This is a genomic window from Lentzea sp. NPDC003310, assembly GCF_040610935.1.
Lineage (GTDB): Bacteria > Actinomycetota > Actinomycetes > Mycobacteriales > Pseudonocardiaceae > Lentzea.
This window is the reverse complement of sequence record NZ_JBEXNC010000005.1, coordinates 144,549-161,161: the sequence shown is the minus strand read 5'-3', so window position 1 is coordinate 161,161 and position 16,613 is coordinate 144,549. Positions and strand designations below refer to the sequence as shown.

15 protein-coding genes are annotated in these 16,613 nt (G+C 72.9%); 9 read left to right on the top strand and 6 right to left on the bottom strand.

Annotated elements, in window-relative coordinates; all coding sequences use genetic code 11:
• Positions 1 to 15: 15 nt before the first annotated feature.
• Positions 16 to 2,244 (bottom strand): PEP/pyruvate-binding domain-containing protein, encoded by a 2,229-nt coding sequence (locus tag ABZX02_RS10840; RefSeq protein ID WP_355296998.1) that lies wholly within the window; start codon positions 2,242 to 2,244, stop codon positions 16 to 18.
• A gap of 60 nt (positions 2,245 to 2,304) precedes the next feature.
• On the opposite strand from ABZX02_RS10840, the gene ABZX02_RS10835 reads away from it, so the two are divergent.
• Both ABZX02_RS10835 and ABZX02_RS10830 read left to right on the top strand, forming a co-directional pair.
• Positions 2,305 to 2,655: a YciI family protein gene (locus tag ABZX02_RS10835; RefSeq protein WP_355296996.1), complete on the top strand. Its 351-nt coding sequence runs from the start codon at positions 2,305 to 2,307 to the stop codon at positions 2,653 to 2,655.
• The gene (locus ABZX02_RS10830; RefSeq protein ID WP_355296995.1) at positions 2,652 to 3,848 is read left to right on the top strand and encodes a DUF6596 domain-containing protein; all 1,197 of its coding nucleotides are present in this window, start codon (positions 2,652 to 2,654) and stop codon (positions 3,846 to 3,848) included. Before ABZX02_RS10835 ends, ABZX02_RS10830 begins: the two co-directional genes overlap by 4 nt.
• On the opposite strand, the gene ABZX02_RS10825 is transcribed toward ABZX02_RS10830, so the two are convergent.
• Together ABZX02_RS10825 and ABZX02_RS10820 are read right to left on the bottom strand one after the other, a co-directional pair.
• Positions 3,789 to 4,349: a copper resistance CopC family protein gene (locus tag ABZX02_RS10825; RefSeq protein WP_355296993.1), complete on the bottom strand. Its 561-nt coding sequence runs from the start codon at positions 4,347 to 4,349 to the stop codon at positions 3,789 to 3,791. The genes ABZX02_RS10830 and ABZX02_RS10825 overlap by 60 nt on opposite strands.
• Before the next feature lie 39 nt (positions 4,350 to 4,388).
• On the bottom strand, positions 4,389 to 5,582 hold the full coding sequence (locus ABZX02_RS10820; RefSeq protein ID WP_355296991.1) for an MFS transporter: 1,194 nt from the start codon (positions 5,580 to 5,582) through the stop codon (positions 4,389 to 4,391).
• A gap of 128 nt (positions 5,583 to 5,710) precedes the next feature.
• Between ABZX02_RS10820 and ABZX02_RS10815 the strand changes: the two genes are divergently transcribed.
• Both ABZX02_RS10815 and ABZX02_RS10810 read left to right on the top strand, forming a co-directional pair.
• Positions 5,711 to 6,106: an ATP-binding protein gene (locus ABZX02_RS10815; protein WP_355296989.1), complete on the top strand. Its 396-nt coding sequence runs from the start codon at positions 5,711 to 5,713 to the stop codon at positions 6,104 to 6,106.
• A gap of 82 nt (positions 6,107 to 6,188) precedes the next feature.
• Positions 6,189 to 6,590 (top strand): ATP-binding protein, encoded by a 402-nt coding sequence (locus ABZX02_RS10810; RefSeq protein ID WP_355296988.1) that lies wholly within the window; start codon positions 6,189 to 6,191, stop codon positions 6,588 to 6,590.
• Here the strand turns inward: ABZX02_RS10810 and bla are convergent.
• Complete coding sequence (gene bla / locus ABZX02_RS10805; protein WP_355296986.1) at positions 6,583 to 7,485, bottom strand: class A beta-lactamase; 903 nt, start codon at positions 7,483 to 7,485, stop codon at positions 6,583 to 6,585. The two genes, ABZX02_RS10810 and bla, sit on opposite strands and share 8 nt — an antisense overlap.
• 67 nt (positions 7,486 to 7,552) lie before the next feature.
• On the opposite strand from bla, the gene pdxY reads away from it, so the two are divergent.
• Complete coding sequence (gene pdxY / locus ABZX02_RS10800) at positions 7,553 to 8,404, top strand: pyridoxal kinase PdxY (protein WP_355296984.1); 852 nt, start codon at positions 7,553 to 7,555, stop codon at positions 8,402 to 8,404.
• On the opposite strand, the gene ABZX02_RS10795 is transcribed toward pdxY, so the two are convergent.
• Together ABZX02_RS10795 and ABZX02_RS10790 are read right to left on the bottom strand one after the other, a co-directional pair.
• A complete protein-coding gene (locus tag ABZX02_RS10795; protein ID WP_355296982.1) occupies positions 8,382 to 9,023 on the bottom strand; it encodes a GntR family transcriptional regulator in 642 nt (213 codons plus the stop codon). The genes pdxY and ABZX02_RS10795 overlap by 23 nt on opposite strands.
• Before the next feature lie 10 nt (positions 9,024 to 9,033).
• On the bottom strand, positions 9,034 to 12,477 hold the full coding sequence (locus ABZX02_RS10790) for a BTAD domain-containing putative transcriptional regulator (protein ID WP_355296980.1): 3,444 nt from the start codon (positions 12,475 to 12,477) through the stop codon (positions 9,034 to 9,036).
• A gap of 114 nt (positions 12,478 to 12,591) precedes the next feature.
• On the opposite strand from ABZX02_RS10790, the gene ABZX02_RS10785 reads away from it, so the two are divergent.
• Genes ABZX02_RS10785 through ABZX02_RS10770 form a run of 4 tightly spaced genes read left to right on the top strand, consistent with a single transcriptional unit; the run spans position 12,592 to position 16,613 of the window.
• Positions 12,592 to 13,953: an extracellular solute-binding protein gene (locus ABZX02_RS10785; protein WP_355296978.1), complete on the top strand. Its 1,362-nt coding sequence runs from the start codon at positions 12,592 to 12,594 to the stop codon at positions 13,951 to 13,953.
• A complete protein-coding gene (locus ABZX02_RS10780) occupies positions 13,946 to 14,812 on the top strand; it encodes a sugar ABC transporter permease (RefSeq protein WP_355296976.1) in 867 nt (288 codons plus the stop codon). The genes ABZX02_RS10785 and ABZX02_RS10780 overlap by 8 nt, the downstream gene beginning before the upstream one ends.
• Positions 14,809 to 15,630, top strand: a complete 822-nt coding sequence (locus tag ABZX02_RS10775; RefSeq protein ID WP_355296974.1) for a carbohydrate ABC transporter permease — start codon at positions 14,809 to 14,811, stop codon at positions 15,628 to 15,630. Before ABZX02_RS10780 ends, ABZX02_RS10775 begins: the two co-directional genes overlap by 4 nt.
• Entirely contained in the window at positions 15,630 to 16,613 is a 984-nt protein-coding gene (locus ABZX02_RS10770) for an ABC transporter ATP-binding protein (RefSeq protein ID WP_355296972.1), read from the top strand. Before ABZX02_RS10775 ends, ABZX02_RS10770 begins: the two co-directional genes overlap by 1 nt.

Genomic DNA, 16,613 nt, shown 5'->3' with positions numbered 1-16,613 from the left:
CGTCCGCGGAGGGTTTCACCGCACCTTCCGCACGGTTCCCCGCGCGCCGTCCACCTGGACCACGTCTCCCGTGGCGATGCGGGTCGTGGCGTTGCCGCAGCCCACGACGGCCGGGATGCCCAGCTCCCGCGCCACGATCGCCGCGTGCGACAGCGGCGCGCCGACATCCGTCACGACGGCCGCGACGGTCGTGAACCACGGCGTCCAGCCGACGTTCGTCACCGGCGTCACCAGGACCTCGCCCGGCCGCAACGCCCCGCAGCCACCGATGTCGGTGACCACCCGCGCCACCGCCTCCACCACGCCCGCCGAGCCGGGGAACCCGGTGACCTCCGCCGGCATCGGCACCGCGGAGGTCGCGTCGTGCAGGTCGGCGCGCCGGTCCGGGGAGGCTGCCCAGGACTCCGGGTCGAACCGGCCGCGGATCACGGCGGGGTACGGCGGCAGCGCGCGATAGCGCTCGTACGCCTGCCGTTGCGCGGGAACCCGCTCCAGCAACGAGGTCTCGCCGGCCAGCACGCGCAGCACGTCGTCGATCGGCAGGAAGAACAGGTCGTCCCCGGACGACGTCAGCGCGCCGGCCCGCAGCACGAATGCCCGCACCACCCCGAACGCGCGCACCATCTCGGACCTGGCCTGCTCCCGGGCCCGTGCGCTCGCGCCGACCTTCGCGAGCCGGCGCTCGATCCCGCGCGCCCGCCGGGGGTGCGCGGCGACGAGCCGGTCCCACGCGGCCGCCCGTGCCGCGGACTGCCGCTCCAGCAACGCCAGGGGATCGCCCAGCGCCTCCAGTTGTCCCGCGATCCACTCTGGGTCCTCGGCGGGCCGCGGCACGGAGATCTCGAACTCGTTGTGCGACCGGTGACCCCACCGCCGCGCGTACTCGTCGCGCCCCAGTTCGCCGGACCGCACCCGCGCCAGTCCGACCAGCGGTCCCAGGCTCGACAGCCCGCCGCCCGCGTGGAACCCCGTCACCAACGTCGCCGCGTCCTCCTCGCCGACCAGCGCCACCAGGTCGCGCCGCAGCGCCGCGGGACCTCCGCCGATCATCCGCGCGCCGGCGTCGAGGACCGGGCACACGAACCGCAGCAACCGGTCGAGGTCCTTGTGCCACAAGGCGAGCAACGCGGCGGGGGTGTCACACGCGGCGATGGCCTCGTGTGCGGCACCGCAAAGATCGGGGTTCGCACGGACGAGCGCGGGCAGCCGCGTGCGGTACAGGACCTGCTGCTTCAGCGGCTCGCCCGCGCCGCGCGCCAACGCCGTCAGAAGAGCCGCGCGGGACATCGGCAGCGGCGGCACGACGACCCCGGCGGGAAGGCGCCCGAACGTCTCCGCGCCCGAGCGCAGCACCTCGTCGGCCTTGCCGACGGCGGCACCGAGCGCGGCGAAGGTGCTGAGGTTGAGGTAGAAGCGGCCGCCGATGTTGCCGGAGATCCGGTGCGGGCCGATGGTCATGCTCGACAGGACCCGCACCAGCGACCACGTCACCGGCGTCATCACCTCGGGCAGCGCCTCGCCGACGTTGCCGTTGGACCAGAGGTAGTCGCCGTCGAGGCTGTCGTTCCACTCGACCCGCAACGCCGTGATCGGTCGCGCCTGCAGGAGGTGGAACTCGCCTCCCGCGAACGCCCACTCGACGTCCACCGGCGTGCCGAAGAGGGCCTCGACCCGCTCGCCGAGTGCGACCAGCACGGCCCGTTGGGCGGGGGTCAGCAGGTCGGCCGGGTTCTCCTCGCCGCCGACGAGCGCCTCGCCGAGGCCGCGGACCGCGTTGACGACCGGCTCGGGCCGCCCGGTCACCGGGTCCGCGGTGAACAGCACGCCGGAGATCTCCGCGGGCACCATCCGCTGCACCACGACCGCCATCTCGGCCGAGGCGATCCCGGTGCGCTCGCGGTAGGCGACGGCCCGCTCGGAGCGCAGCGAGTCCCAGCACCGCAGGACCGCGTCGAACAAGGCGTCCTCGGCCACGTCGAGCACGGTGTCGTGCTGGCCCGCGAACGACAGCCCCGGCAGGTCCTCCGCCGTGGCCGACGACCGCACCGCCACCGGGCCGCCGAGCGCGCGGAACGCCTCCAGCAGGCCCTCCATCGACCGTTCGCGGTAGGCGCGGGTCGTCAGGTGGAACCCGGCCGGCACCGGCAGGCCCGCCCGGACCAGCCTCGCGAGCGAGGCGCCCTTCCCGCCGGCCGCGGCGAGCACAGCGCGCGGGTCGTCGAGCGGCAGGATCAACGGGATCATGTCGCCATGGTCGTCGAAACGGGCCGGGCGCGTTCGTACAACGGGTGAAAGGAGTGCACCATGACCCAGCAGTATCTGCTCAGCATCTACCAGCCCGACGGCGAGACGCCTCCGCCCGAGGTGCTCGACCCGATCATGGCGAACCTGGCCGCGTTGAACGAGGAGATGCAGGCCAAGGGGGTGTGGGTGTTCGCCGTCGGCCTGCACCCGCCCTCGACCGCGACCGTGGTGCGGGCGAAGGGCGACGACGTGCTGCTGACCGACGGCCCGTTCACCGAGGGCCGGGAGCACATCGGCGGCTTCACCGTCATCCGGGCGGCCGACCTCGACGAGGCGCTCGAGTGGGGGCGGCGGCTCGCGGGCGTGCTCAGCCCGTTGGCGATCGAGGTCAGGCCGATCGCGTTCGGATGATCGAGGAGATCTTCAGGGCCGAGTACGGCCGTGCGGTGTCCGTCCTGACCCGCGTCCTCGGCGACCTGGACCTCGCCGAGGAGGCGGTGCAGGACGCCTTCGCCACGGCCGTGCTGCGCTGGCCCGCCGACGGCGTCCCGCCCTCGCCCGCGGGCTGGATCATCACCACCGCCCGCAACCGCGCGATCGACCGGCTGCGGCGCGAGGCCAAGGGCCGCGAGAAGCAGGCGCAGGCCGACCTGCTCGCACACGAACCGGAACCGCGGGAGGTGGGGGTCGTGCCGGACGACCGGCTGCGGCTGATCTTCACCTGCTGCCACCCGTCGCTCGCGCTGTCGGCGCAGGTCGCGCTGACGCTGAAGCTGCTCGGCGGCCTGACGACGGCGGAGATCGCCAAGGCGTTCCTGGTGCCCGAACCCACGATGGCGCAACGGATCGTGCGCGCGAAGGGCAAGATCCGCGCGGCCCGCGTGCCGTACCGGGTGCCGCGCGACGCCGACCTGCCGGACCGGCTGAAGGCCGTGCTCGCCGTCGTCTACCTGATCTTCAACGAGGGCTGGCTCGACCGCCCCGAGCTCGCGGACGAGGCCGTCCGGCTCGGCCGGGTGCTCGCGGAGCTCATGCCGGACGAGCCGGAGGTGTGGGGACTGCTCGGGCTGATGCTGCTCGTCGCCTCACGCCGGGAGGCGCGGCTGCGCGACGGCGCGATCGTCCTGCTCGCCGACCAGGACCGGACGTTGTGGGACGCGGACCTCGTGCGGGAGGGCCAGGACGTGGTGCGCCGCTGCCTGCGGTGGAACCGGCCGGGGCCGTACCAGGTCCAGGCCGCGATCAACGCCGTGCACAGCGACCCGCCGACCGACTGGCACCAGGTCGTCGCCCTGTACGACCAGCTGATGGCGCTCGCGCCGAGCCCGGTCGTGGCGCTGAACCGGGCCGTGGCCCTCGCCGAGACGGAGGGGCCGGAGCGGGCGCTGGCCGAGGTCGAGGCCCTGGACCTCGACCGGTACCACCTGTTCCACGCCGTGCGCGCGGACCTGCTGCGGCGGCTCGGCCGGGATCCGGGCGAGGCGCTGCTGACCGCGTACGACCGGGCCGACCACCCGGCCGAACGCGCGTTGCTGCGGGACCGGTTAGGTGTTCTCGGGCTTGCGCCGCCGGACCAGGAGGATCGCGCCGACCACGACCACTAGCCCGACCAGGACCCACACCCAGACCGGCACGCCGCCGGACTCGGCGGGCGTGGTCGACGGGGGAGCGTTCGAGACCGGGGTGCTCGGTGTCGCCGACGACGGCGGCGGTGCGCTGGCCGACGTGGTCTGCGCGGCCGCGGTCATCGTGAAGGCGATCTTGCCGGTGATCGTGTCGCCGTCGTCGGACTTGGCCGCCCAGGTGATCGTGTGCGCGCCCGACTTCGCCGTGGCGGTGTCCACGATCGCCGTGATCGTCCTGTCGACCGCCTGCACCTGGGTGACCGGGAGCTTCGCGCCGTCGGCGGCGGTGATGGTCACCGCGTCCCCGTCCGGCAGCTGGATCGCCTCGCTGAACACCAGCTCGACCTGTTTCGGCGGGGCGTCCAGGGCCGCGCCTGCCGCCGGGGTGCTGCTCTTGAGCTCGGCGTGCGCCTGCGCGGGGACGGCCACGGCCGTCGCGGCGAGCAGTGCCAGCACGAGCGCGCTCAGGTAACGGGTCACGTGCGCAGCGTAACGGCAGAGTCGATCAGCGCGGCAGGCTCAGTTCGCACCGGGATATGGCCCCGCCACCTGCGTGACCGGCGCTGCGGGCACGAACGCCAGACCGGTCGCCACCAGTGCCGCCGCCCCGGCCGCGACCACCGGCGCCACCGGGTCCACGTCGTACAGCAGGGTGGTCAGCATGGGCGCGGCGAGGAACGTCAGCCCGCTCGTCGTGGTGACCAGCCCGGCGACCACGCCCTGGTGCCGCGACCCGGTCCCGAGCGAGGCCGTCGCCGCGAAACCGGTCAGCGCGAGGCCCGCCCCGATCGCCGCCACCAGGAACGCGAGCGACATCAGCGCCGCCGACGGCGCCACCGCGAGCAGCGCGTACCCCGCGAGCGACAGGGGTCCGCCGATCTTCATCAACCGGGAGGGCGACCACTTCAGCAGCGGCACGAGCAGGCCCTGCGTCAGCACGAGTCCCAGGCCCCCGGCCAGCAGGACACCGCTCAGGGCACCGGACGGCATCCGCAGCCGGTCCGACGCCAGGTGGACGACCACGGTCTGGGCGAGGCCGAGTGCCAGGTACGCGAAGAACCCGGTGCCGAACGCGGGCAGGAGCAGCACCGGCGAGGTCCGCACCGGCGGGTCCAGTCGCGGCAACTCGGCCGAGGGCTTCACGACCACGAGCACCACCAACGCCGCCACCAGCGCGATCACCGGCGACACGTACAGCGGCACCAGCAGCGATCCCGCTGCGAGCGCGCCGCCGACCACCGGGCCGAGCACGATCCCGAGTCCCTGCGCCGCCCCGACGAACCCCACCCCGCGGGTCCGCGCGGTCTCGCCCGAGGTCTCCCGCCCGACCGAGGCCAGCGCGAGCACCAGCAACGCGGCGATGCCCGCGCCCAGCACGACGCTGCGGAACACCAGCACGAACGCGAACGCGAGGTCGGGCGTCAGCGTCTCGTCGAGGCCGAACGCGACCGCGGCGGCGAACCCGGCGGGCCCGGCCACGCAGAGCAGCAGCCCCGCGAACAGGATGGGACGCGGCCCGGTGAAGTCGAAGAGCACTCCCCAGAGCAGGCTCGTCACGGTGATCGTCACGGAGGTGACGGTGAACACGAGGCCGATCTGGAACGTGGTGATCCCGAGCTCACCGACCAGCGGTGCGATCAGCGTGGAGATCATCTGGTAGACCGAGTACATGACCAGCAGCGCGGCGAGCAGCGGCGTCGAGTGTCTGGGCACGCGGAGTTCCCCCCGGGGTTGCGGCGGAGCAGTGAGGGTAGTTGACGTCGGTGAACGGCGGGTTTGGTTTGGACGTCGATCTACCCGGGTACCCGGCGCCCGAACTGATCAACTGACCGAGGAGCGGTTTGGCGCGCGACCAGGCAGCGATGACGGGTGAGGCGGCGGACCTGCCACTGGGCAGGCAGAGGCCGACCCTCGCGGCCGTCCGGCGCTGGGTGCGGCTGGAGCTGGTCGACGAGGACACCGACGCGGTGGCGGACGTGTTGCTGGTGGTGAACGAGCTCGTCAGCAACGCCTACCGGTACACGTCGGAGCCGTCGTTCCTGCGGGTTCTCGTGGCGCAGAAGAAGATCCGCGTCGAGATCACGCACGACGCCCGCGCCCATCCACCACTGCGCAAGGTGTCGCGTCCTCAGCGGGGTTATGGTCTGGTCCTGGTGGCCAGGTTGTCCGACCGCTGGGGCGTCGACAGGGTTCACGGCGGCACCGTGGTGTGGGCCGACCTGCCTAGGACGCCGTGAGGGAAGTTCGTACGGTTTCGATGTGCGCGCTCTGGGGTATGGCACCCATTGCCTTGAGCGAACAGGGCGCGGGGAGATGCTGATGGGTATTGCAGGACGGTCCAGCGAACGACTGGACCTCGTCCTACCGGAGGGTGTTCTGCCGCTCGCGGACGTGCGCGCGGAAGTTCGCCGCCTGCTGCGGGGGATGCACCAGAACGTGGTGGTCGACGTCATGGTCGTCGCCACGGAGCTGGTGAGCAACGCCTACCACCACGCCGCGCCCGGCCGCCGTGCCCGGATCCTGTGCCTGCCCGAGCGGGAGGTGGTGCGGGTCGAGGTCGACGACGGCACCCCCGGCCGGTTCCCGCAGCTCGGCCGGATGGGCTTCCTCGGCCGGCGACAGCGGGGGCTGCTGCTGGTGAACGGCCTCGCGCAGGTGTGGGGGCACAACCGGTTCCCCGACTCGAAGACCGTGTGGGCGGACGTGTCGTCCGTCAGGTGAGGGTCTTCAGGACGTAGGCCGCGGCGTCGGCGACGAGAGCCTCGTCGTACCGCGCGTCCGCGGTGGCCTTGCTGGACATGACCGCGACGAGCAGCGGCCCGCGGTTCGGCGGCCACACGACGGCGATGTCGTTGACGGTGCCGTGCCCGCCGGTGCCGGTCTTGCTCGCCACCTTGCTGCCCTGCGGCACCCCGGCCCGGACGCGCTTCGCGCCGGTGACCGAGCGTTCGAGCAGGTCCTTCAGGAAGTCGCGCTTCGCCGGCTCCAGGGCGTCGCCGAGCACGATCCGCCGGTAGTCCGTGCCGAGCGAGCGCGGGGTGGCGGTGTCGCGCGGGTCGCCGGGCGTGGCCGAGGTGATGTCGGGCTCGACGCGGTCCATCCGGGTCTCGGCGTCACCGAGCTCGCGCAGGTACCGGGTGAGCTCCGCCGGGCCGCCGAGGTCGCGCAGCAGCAGGTTGCCCGCCGTGCCGTCGCTGTGGCGGACCGCGGCGTCGCACAGGTCCCGCAGCGTCATGCCCGTCCGGACGTGCTGCCGGGTGATCGCCGAGCTCTTCATGAGGTCGGCTTCGGTGTAGGTGACGACGGTGTCCAAGTGGGACAACGGGTTGCGGTGCAGCACGGCCGCCGCGGCGAGGCCCTTGAACGTCGAGCAGAACGCGAACCGCTCGTCGGCGCGGTGCTCGATCGAGCTGCCGGTGTCGCTCACGGCGTAGACGCCCAGCCGCGCGTCGTACTTCTTCTCCAGCTCGTACAACGCGTCGTGCCGCACGGGCGCGGTACTGGTGGTCGTCGTTGTCGTGGTCGTCGTCGGAACGGCCTGAGGGGCGGGTGGCGCGGCGCACCCGGCGAGCGGCAGCAGGGCCAGGGATTTCAGGACGGTGCGTCGATCAGCCACCTGACCACACTATTTGATCTCGGACACGTCTTCGGCGGTGGTCAGGCGAGCGTTCTAGGGTGGGCGGATGAAGGTTCTGTCCATCCAGTCGGTCGTCGCCCACGGCCACGTCGGCAACTCCGCCGCCGTGTTCCCGCTGCAGCGCATCGGGGTCGAGGTCGTCCCGATCCCCACGGTGAACTTCTCCAACCACACCGGGTACGGCGCGTGGCGCGGTCCGCTGCTGCCGCCGTCGGAGGTGGCCGAGATCCTGCTCGGGGTGGAGGAACGCGGAGTCTTCCCGCAGGTCGACGCCGTGCTGTCGGGCTACCAGGGCGGCACGGGCATCGCCGACGTGATCATCGACGCGGTCGGCAGGGTGAAGGCCGCGAACCCGGACGCGCTCTACGCGTGCGACCCGGTGATGGGCAACGCCAAGTCCGGGTGCTTCGTCGCGCCCGAGATCCCCGTGCTGCTGCGCGACCGGGTCGTGCCGGTGGCCGACATCATCACCCCGAACCAGTTCGAGCTGGGCTTCCTCACCGGCACCGAGCCCGCGACCGTCGAGGAGACGCTGGCCTCAGCCGACCTCGCCCGCGCGATGGGCCCATCGACCGTGCTGGTCACGAGCGTCGAGCGGCCCGACCGCGAGGAGGGCACGATCGAGATGCTCGTCGTGGACACCTCCGGGTCGTGGCTCGTGAGCACGCCGCACCTGCCGTTCAAGGCGAACGGGTCCGGCGACGTGACGGCCGCGCTGTTCACCGCCCACTTCGTGCAGACGAAGGACGCGGCGCTGGCGCTGGAGCGCACCGCGTCGAGCGTCTTCGACCTGATCGACCTGACCTACCGCTCCGGCGAGCGCGAGCTGCGGCTGGTGCAGGCGCAGGAGTTCTACGCGACGCCGCGGATGCAGTTCAAGGCCGAGCAGGTGCGCTGAGCCCGAGGCGGGCGCGGTCGCCGCGCAGGACGACCCACGACCGTTCGACCGCCACCCCGCGCAGGTCCGTGCCGAGCCACGAGACCGCCAGCACCGGGGTGGCGGGCCGGACGCCGAGCAGCCCGGCGACGCGCGGGGTCGCGCGGGCGGTGGTGCACGACGGGTCCGGCTCGCGGAACCGGACGTCGTAGGCGGTGGCGAGGAACGCCCGCAACGGCGTGTCGTCGTACCGCTGCGCGAAGCCGGGGAACCGGTCGGCCCGCAGGTACGCCGAGCGCACGCCGACCGGCTCGTCGCCGCGGACGAGGACCGCCTCGACGGTGACCAGGTCCCCGGAGGTCCGCACGACGGCGCGGTCGCGGTCGGCGAGGTCCCGCACCAGCGCGTCGAGGCCGATCCGGCAGACCTTCCCGCGCGGGGCGACGAAGGTGCCCTGGCGGCCCGTCCCCCGGACGAGCCGGCCCTCCAGCACGAGCTCCTCCAGCGCCTTGCGGATCGTGGTGCGGGACATGCCGAACACGTCGGAGAGCTCGCGCTCCGGCGGGAACGCGCTGTTGCCCGGCAGGTCGCCGAGCAGGTCGAGCAGCCGCGCTTTCGCCTGGTAGTAGCGGGGGATCACGCTCCGGACGCTAGGGGCCGCCGATAACCAGCGACTCATCGTCCGGCGTCGACCCGATCTCCCGGTAGATCGCCCGCGCCCGTTCCACGTCGCCGCCGAGGAAGGCGACAGCGGCGTCCTTCCAGCGCGACCACGGCGCCTCGGCGAGGCACTCGGGGCCGAGTCCCGCGGCGGCGAGGACGAGCGGCAGGCTCGCCCCGGCCGTGGCGGCGACCTGGTGGCACGGAAGCAGATCGGCGGCCTCGACCGGGTCGCCGCGCAGCAGTGCGAGGTGGCCCGCGAGGACCGGCGAGTGCGCGGCGTCCTCGGCGGCACCGCGGAGGTCACCGGTCAGCAGCCGGGCGCGGCCGCGGACGGTGTGCAGCGGGGACTGGCCGGGCGAGCGGGCGATCGTCTCGTCCAGCACCTCCAGCGCCTCGGGGTACCGCCCGTCCCAGAACAGCTCCAGGTACCGGGACGAGTCGAGCCAGGCGATCGTGTCGTCGTCACCGTGCCGGCGGGCCGACGCCCGTGCCTCGGCCCGGACCGCGAGGCGTGTCTTCGTGTCGCCTAGCACGGTGTGGGCGGTGCTCAGGTTGAACAGGCACAGACCCGTGGAGACGCCTGCCTTCACGCGTTCGTCCACGGCACGGCGCATGTCGGCGATGCCGTCCGGGTCGCCCAGCTTGACCCTCGCGAGGCCCAGCGCCTCCAGTGCGACGGCCCGGTCGACGCCGGTGGCGCCGCGCAACGCCTCCCGCGCCGCGGTGACCGCCTCGGGCAACCGGTCCACGAGCGTCAGGGAGTGGGCGAGGTACGCCTGCACGTCGTGCGCCGGACCGGCGAGCGCGAGGAACTCGGCCGCGCGGTCGAGGTGCCGTTCCGCCTCGGCGTGGTCGCCCCGCTGCCACACCGCCCGCCACGACGCGCGTGCCGCCCGTGCCGCACCCGTGAAGTCGTGGGCGGCGCGGTGGAGTTCGACGGCCTCGGCCAGTTCCTCCAGCCCGTCGCCGGTCAGGGCGAGGCTCGACCCCAGCAGCGTCAGCAGCTCGGCCCGGTCCGGGTGGCCGGGCGGGCAGACCGCCAGTGCCGCGCGGTAGCAGCGGATCGCAGTGTCCTTCGCGGCCAGCGCGGTGGCGCGGCGACCGGCGTCGGTGAGAGCCGTGCGCGCCTTGCGGCCCATGATGTCGCACGGCCGTCCGGAGGCTTCGGCGATCCACACGGCCTCCTGGAAGTGGTGCGCCAGCAGGGGAACGTGCTCCAGCGGCAACGCCCGCACCCACTCGGCCGCGTGGTAGTGCTTCATCGCCTTGGTGCCGCGCGGCACGCGGTCGTAGGCGACGTCGCGGACCAGCACGTGGCTGAACGCGTACTCGACCTCGCCGACGACGGTGCTCGTGCTCTGCCGCCGCAGGAAGTCGCGCTGTGCCAGCACTTCGAGGCAGCGGCCGACCTCGGCGACGTCCCGTTCGGCGACGGCCGCGACCACACCCGGCCAGACCCGCTGACCGATGACCGCCGCGTCCTGCAGCACCGACCTCTCCTTCCGCGGCACCGAGTCGAGCCGTGCGCCGATGACGTTCTGCACCGTCTCGGGCAACGCGTCCGGCGCGCCGTCGCGCAGCATGCGGACGTACTCCCCGGCGAAGAGCGGGTTGCCGGCCGCGCGCCGCAGCAGTGCCGGCAGGTCGGCGGTCACGTCGTGGCGGCGCAGCAACTCCTCCAGCAGCACGCGGGTGTCCTCTTCGGACAGTGGGCTCAGAGTGATCGACTCGCCGCGGACCGGCGGTGCGGAGCGGGTGGTGAGCAGCACGAGCAACGGCACGTCGTCCGCGGTGTCGGCGAGGTCGCCGAGAAAGCCGAGCAGCAGCTCGTCCGCCCAGTGCACGTCCTCGACGACGACCACCAGCGGTTCCTCGGCGAGGTGCTCGACCAGCCTGCGCCACGCCATCAGCACGTCGCTGCCCTGCGGGCCGACGCCGACGAGCGCGCAGAGCTGGGTGACGAGCCACGGGTCGTCGCCGATCGCGCGGATCTTGGCGGTGACCTCCTCGGCGGTGTCGGTGTCGAGGATCCCGGCGTGACCGCGCACGATCTCGGCGAGCGGGGCGAAGACGTCGTCGCGCGCGAACGGGGGAGTGCGGCCGGTGAGCGTGCGGCGGCCGGTGGCGAACTCCCGCACGAGCCTGCTCTTGCCCGCGCCCGGTTCGCCGGCCACGGTGATCAGCCGCGGCTTCCTGGAGACCCTGACCTCGTCGTACGCCGCGACGAGCCGGGCCACCTCCGCGCCACGACCGACGAACGGCGCGTCGTCCCCGGCGGGCGTGACGGCGCGGTCGGTCACCGGGCAGGTCCTGACCTCGCCCGCGCGGGCCTGCGCGAGCAGGCGCAGACCGGCGTCGAGCACCGTGCCGCCGACCTCGACCCGGTCGCCGGACGTGACGAGCGCGGGCCCGGTGGCGACGGCGGCCGCGGCCGGGTGCGCACCGGTGATCTCGAGCGCCGCGCGCACCGCCCGTGCCGCGTCGTCCTCGCGGGTGACCGGCGCCCCGAACGCCGTGCAGACGGTCGATCCCAGCGTCGACACCGCGGTGCCACCCAGGCTCTCGACCTGCCGGAGCACCCCGGCCACCGCGTGCTCCAGCCGTTCGTCGGCCGCCTCGTCCTCGCCCGGCAGCTCCAGCCGCACCACGAGCACGCTGACCTTCTTGCGCTCCAGCATGGCGGGCGCCGGGGCCTGGTCCGGCGCGAGCGCCGGGTCCTGCGTGAGGATCGCGCGTTCCAGCCGGACCAGCTCGGGTCCGGGGTCGAGGCCGAGCTCGGCGGCGAACCGCTCCCGCGCCGCCCGGAAGACCGCGAGCGCGTCGGCCTGCCGCCCGCACCGGTAGAGGGCGAGCATCAGCTGGCCCTGGAGCCGTTCGCGCAACGGCTGGTCGCCCGCCAGCGCCTCGATCTCGGCGACCACCTCGCGGTGCCGCCCGCACGCCAGCTCGGCGTCGAACCGGTCCTCGACCGCGCCGTCCCGCAGCTGGGTGATCTCCACGAGCGCCGGCCAGGAGACCCCGTCCGCGACCAGGTCGGCGAGCACCGGCCCGCGCCACAACGCGAGCGCGTCCCGCAGGACCGCCGCGACCTGCTCCGGGCCGTGCGCGGCGGCGGCCCGGCCGAGCGCGGCGCGGAACCGGTGCAGGTCGAGCCGGTCCGGCTCCACCCGCAGCAGGTAGCCGGGCTTGCGGGTGACGATGTCGAGCCCGGCCTTGCGCAACGCCGACACGGCGTTGAGCAGGATGCCGCGCGCGGTCGCCGGGTGACCGCCCGGCCACAACGCCTCGGTGAGCTCGCCGATCGACACCACGCGGCCCGCGTTGAGCAGCAGGAAACCCAGCGCGGCGCGGCGGGTGAACCCGCCGACCCGGTGCTCCCTGCCGTCGACGCGGACCTGCAGGGGACCGAGCACCGCGAACTCGACAGACATCGGTCTGGACCATACCGCCGATCACCGCGCGGGACGGACGCCTTCGTGCCGCCCCGTGGTGGTGCCGGGCGGCGAGGGGTTGTGGGCCCGGTGATCCGGTGCCAGGTTGGGGAGATGGGGCGAACAACGGCGTTCGGACTGCTGGCGGTGTGCGGGGTGCTGGCGGGGTGTCTGGGGCAGACGCAGAACGGCGATCAGGCGCGCAACGCCGACGCCAAGGAGATCACGCTGACGATCGTCGCCAACGCGGCGGTGGGCGGGAAGAACGCGCGCGGGGCGAACTGGATCCAGAACTGGGTGATCCCGAAGTTCACCGAGGCGCAGAAGGCCAAGGGCGTCACGGCGACGATCGAGTTCGAGCAGAACGGCACCGGCGACGAGGACTACAAGACCAAGGTCGCGCTCGACCTCAAGACCGGCGGTGGCGGCGACATCGTCGAGATCGACGGCATCTGGCTCGGCGAGTTCGCGCAGGCCGGGCTGATCAAGCCGCTCGACGAGGTCGCGGGTGACATCGGCTGGAACGGCTGGGACCAGATCCCCAAGGCGGTGCAGGGACTCGGCGAGTTCGAGGGCAGGCGCTACGGCGTGCCGATGGGCACGGACGGGCGCGTGCTGTTCTTCAACAAGAAGCTCTTCGCGCAGGCCGGGTTGCCCGCCGACTGGCAGCCGAGGTCGTGGCAGGACGTGCTCGACGCGGGCGCGCGGCTCAAGGCGCTGCCGGGCGTCACGCCGATCCAGCTCAACGCCGGGTCCGCGATGGGCGAGGCCACCACCATGCAGGGCGTGCTGCCCGCGCTGGCCGGCACCGGCAAGGCCATCCACGACAACGGGAAGTGGCAGGGCGACACCCCGCAGATCAGGGACGTGCTCGGGCTCTACCAGCGCATCTACGGCGGCGGACTCGGCGATCCGGTGCTGCAGCAGGAGGCCAACGGCCGGCAGCGCTCGTTCACGCTGTTCAGCGAGAACAGGATCGGCGTCCTGCTGGAGAGCGACTACTTCTGGCGGTCCGTGGTGGAGCCGGCCAACGGCGTCGCGAAGATGGCGGACCGGGACGCGGCGGTGGGCTGGGCGCTGATCCCGGCCAAGGACCCCGGGTCGTTCGTCAGCATGTCCGGCGGTGGCGTGCGGGTGATCAACCCGAACACCCGGTACCCGCGCCAGGCCTGGGAGTTCCTGCAGTTCCTCAACTCCGCAGAGGCGGTCAAGGAGTCGCTCGCGGGGACCGCGCAGCTCACCCAGCGCCAGGACGTCAACGACCAGGTGCTCGGCGGTGACCCGATGCTGTCGTTCGTCGCGGAGAAGGTCCTGCCGGTCACCCGGTACCGGCCGGGTCTCGCCGACTACCCGAAGGTGTCGGCGGCGCTGCAACAGGCGACGGCGGACGTGGTGTCCGGCAAGAGTCCCGACGACGTCGCGAAGTCCTACAGAGAGGCGTTGGTGAAGGCGGTCGGCGAGCAGAACGTTGGATAGCGCGGGGCTGGGCGTCCGGCGCGCGGTCGGGTTCGTCGCGCCGGCGCTGGTGCTGATCGGGGTGTTCCTAGTTTTCCCCGCGCTCTGGACGCTCTACATCGGCATCACGGACTACCAGCTCACCGGGCCGGCGGCGGCGAACCCGCGGGTGGTCGGGGCGGACAACCTCGTCGAGGCCGTGCGCGACCCGCTGTTCACGAACTCCGTGTGGCTGACCGCGTTGTTCGTGCTGTTCTCGGCCGTGATCGGGCAGAACGCGCTCGGGTTCGCGCTGGCGTGGCTGCTGCGGTCGGTGAGCCCGTGGCTGCGGCGCACCACCGAGGGCCTGGTGCTGCTGTCGTGGATCCTGCCGAGCACGGTGGTGGCGTTCCTGTGGTTCGCCGTGCTGAGCCGCGACACCGGCACGCTGGGGCTCCTGTTCGGCTCGCCGCAGACGTCGTGGCTGGTGGAGTACCCGATGACCAGTCTGATCGTCTTCAACGTCTGGCGCGGCACGGCGTTCTCGATGCTGCTCTACACCTCGGCGCTCGCGGCGGTGCCGCCCTCGCACCTCGAGACCGCGCGGCTCGCGGGCGCGTCGGGGTGGCAGACCGTGCGGGACGTGGTGTTCCCGCACATCCGCGGGCACGTGCTGACGAACACGCTGCTGATCAGCCTGTGGACGGCCAACGACTTCACGCCGTTCCTGCTGACCTCCGGCGGGCCGAACCACCAGTCCGAGGTGCTGCCGGTGCTCATCTACCGGCAGGCGCTGGAGGGCGGGCAGCTCGGGTACGCGTCCGCGATGTCGATGCTGTTGCTGGTGGGCAACCTCGTGGTCGCCCTGGTGTACCTGCGGCTCCTGCGGAGGCGCGGGTGAGTCCACTGTGGATCGTCCGGCGGATCGGCTTCTACGTGCTGGTGTCGGTGGTGCTGGCGTTCTTCGCGGTGCCCATGCTGTGGCTCGCCTCGGCGCCGTTCGACGAGAAGCCCGGCCTCGGGCTGCGCTGGCCGGACTGGACCCTGGGCAACGTCGCGACGACGTTCGACCACCCGTACGCGCTCACGTCGCTGGTGAACTCGGTGGTGCTGTGCGTGATCGCGACCGTGGTGACGACGGTCCTCGCGGCGCTGGCGGCGTACGCGTTGTCCCGTGTGCGGATTCCCGGCCGGGACCTGCTGCTGTACCTGCTGTTGCTGCTGTCGAGCGTGGTCACGGGCACGGCGGCGATGGTGCCGATCTTCGTGATGATGCTGCAGCTCGGCCTGATCGACTCGCGGTTCGGCACGGCGCTCGTCATCGCGGGCGGCATGCTGCCCGCGGCCATCTTCATCCTCAAGGACTTCGTGGACGCCGTGCCGCGCTCGTACGAGGAGTCCGCGCGGGTGTTCGGCGCCTCGCCCCGGCAGGTGCTCGCCCACGTCGTGCTGCCGGTCGCGCGGCCCGGGGTGGCGACGATCTTCGTGTGGGCGTTCGTCAACGCCTGGGGCAACTTCCTGCTGCCGTTCCTGCTGCTGCGCGACGTCGGTCAGCAGCCGGCGGCGGTGCTGCTGCGCACCCTGTACGACGAGGGCGGCAGCGCCAACCTGACGGTGATCCCGGTGTTCTCGCTGCTGTACTCGATCCCGGTGGTCGTGCTGTACCTGGTCGTGAGCAAGCGGTACGGGTTCCGATTCCACGGAGGCATCAAGAGCTGATGGCGGCCATCACTGTCGAGGGTCTGTCCACTGTGTACCCGGGTGGTGTGCGGGCGGTGGACGAGCTGGACCTGGAGATCGCCGACGGCGAGCTGTTCGCCCTGCTCGGCCCGTCCGGCTGCGGCAAGACCACGCTGCTGCGCACGATCGCCGGGCTGGAGACCGCCGCCGGCGGCACCGTGCGCATCGGCGGCAGGGACGTCACGCGGCTGCAGCCCGGCGACCGCGGGGTGGCGATGGTGTTCCAGGACTACGCGCTGTTCCCGCACATGACGGTGGCCGAGAACATCGCCTACCCGCTGCGGGTGCGCGGCGCCGCCAAGGCCGTGCGACGGGAGACGGCCGCCCGCACCGCCGACGGGCTCAGCCTGGGCGGGCTGCTCGACCGGCGGCCAGGCCAGCTCTCGGGCGGCCAGCAGCAACGGGCCGCGCTGGGCCGCGCCGTCGCCGCCTCGGCCGACGTGCTGCTGCTCGACGAGCCTCTGTCCAACCTGGACGCCCGGCTGCGGCTGGAGGCGCGGACGTTCCTCAAGAAGCTGCAACGGGAACTGGCGCTGACGACGGTGTTCGTGACGCACGACCAGGCGGAGGCACTGGCGCTGGCCGACCGGATCGCGGTGATGGACGCGGGCCGCATCCGGCAGCTCGGCACGCCGCGCGAGGTGTTCCAGCGGCCCGCGGACACGTTCGTCGCGCACTTCATCGGCTCGACGCCCATGAACCTCGTGCCGCGCGGCGCGGAGATCATCGGCGTGCGGCCGGAGTACCTGTCGCCCGCGGCCGAGGGCCTCTTCACCGGCGAGGTGTCCGTGGTGGAGAACCTCGGCGTGACGTCGCTCGTGACGCTCGACTGCGGCGACGACCAGATCGGCTACGTCGTGCCCGAGGACGACGAACCCGCCGTCGGCACGACCGTGACCGTGGACGCCCCGCCCGCCCGCGTCCTGCGCTACGACGAGGAGACCGGCCAACTCGTGAGGTGA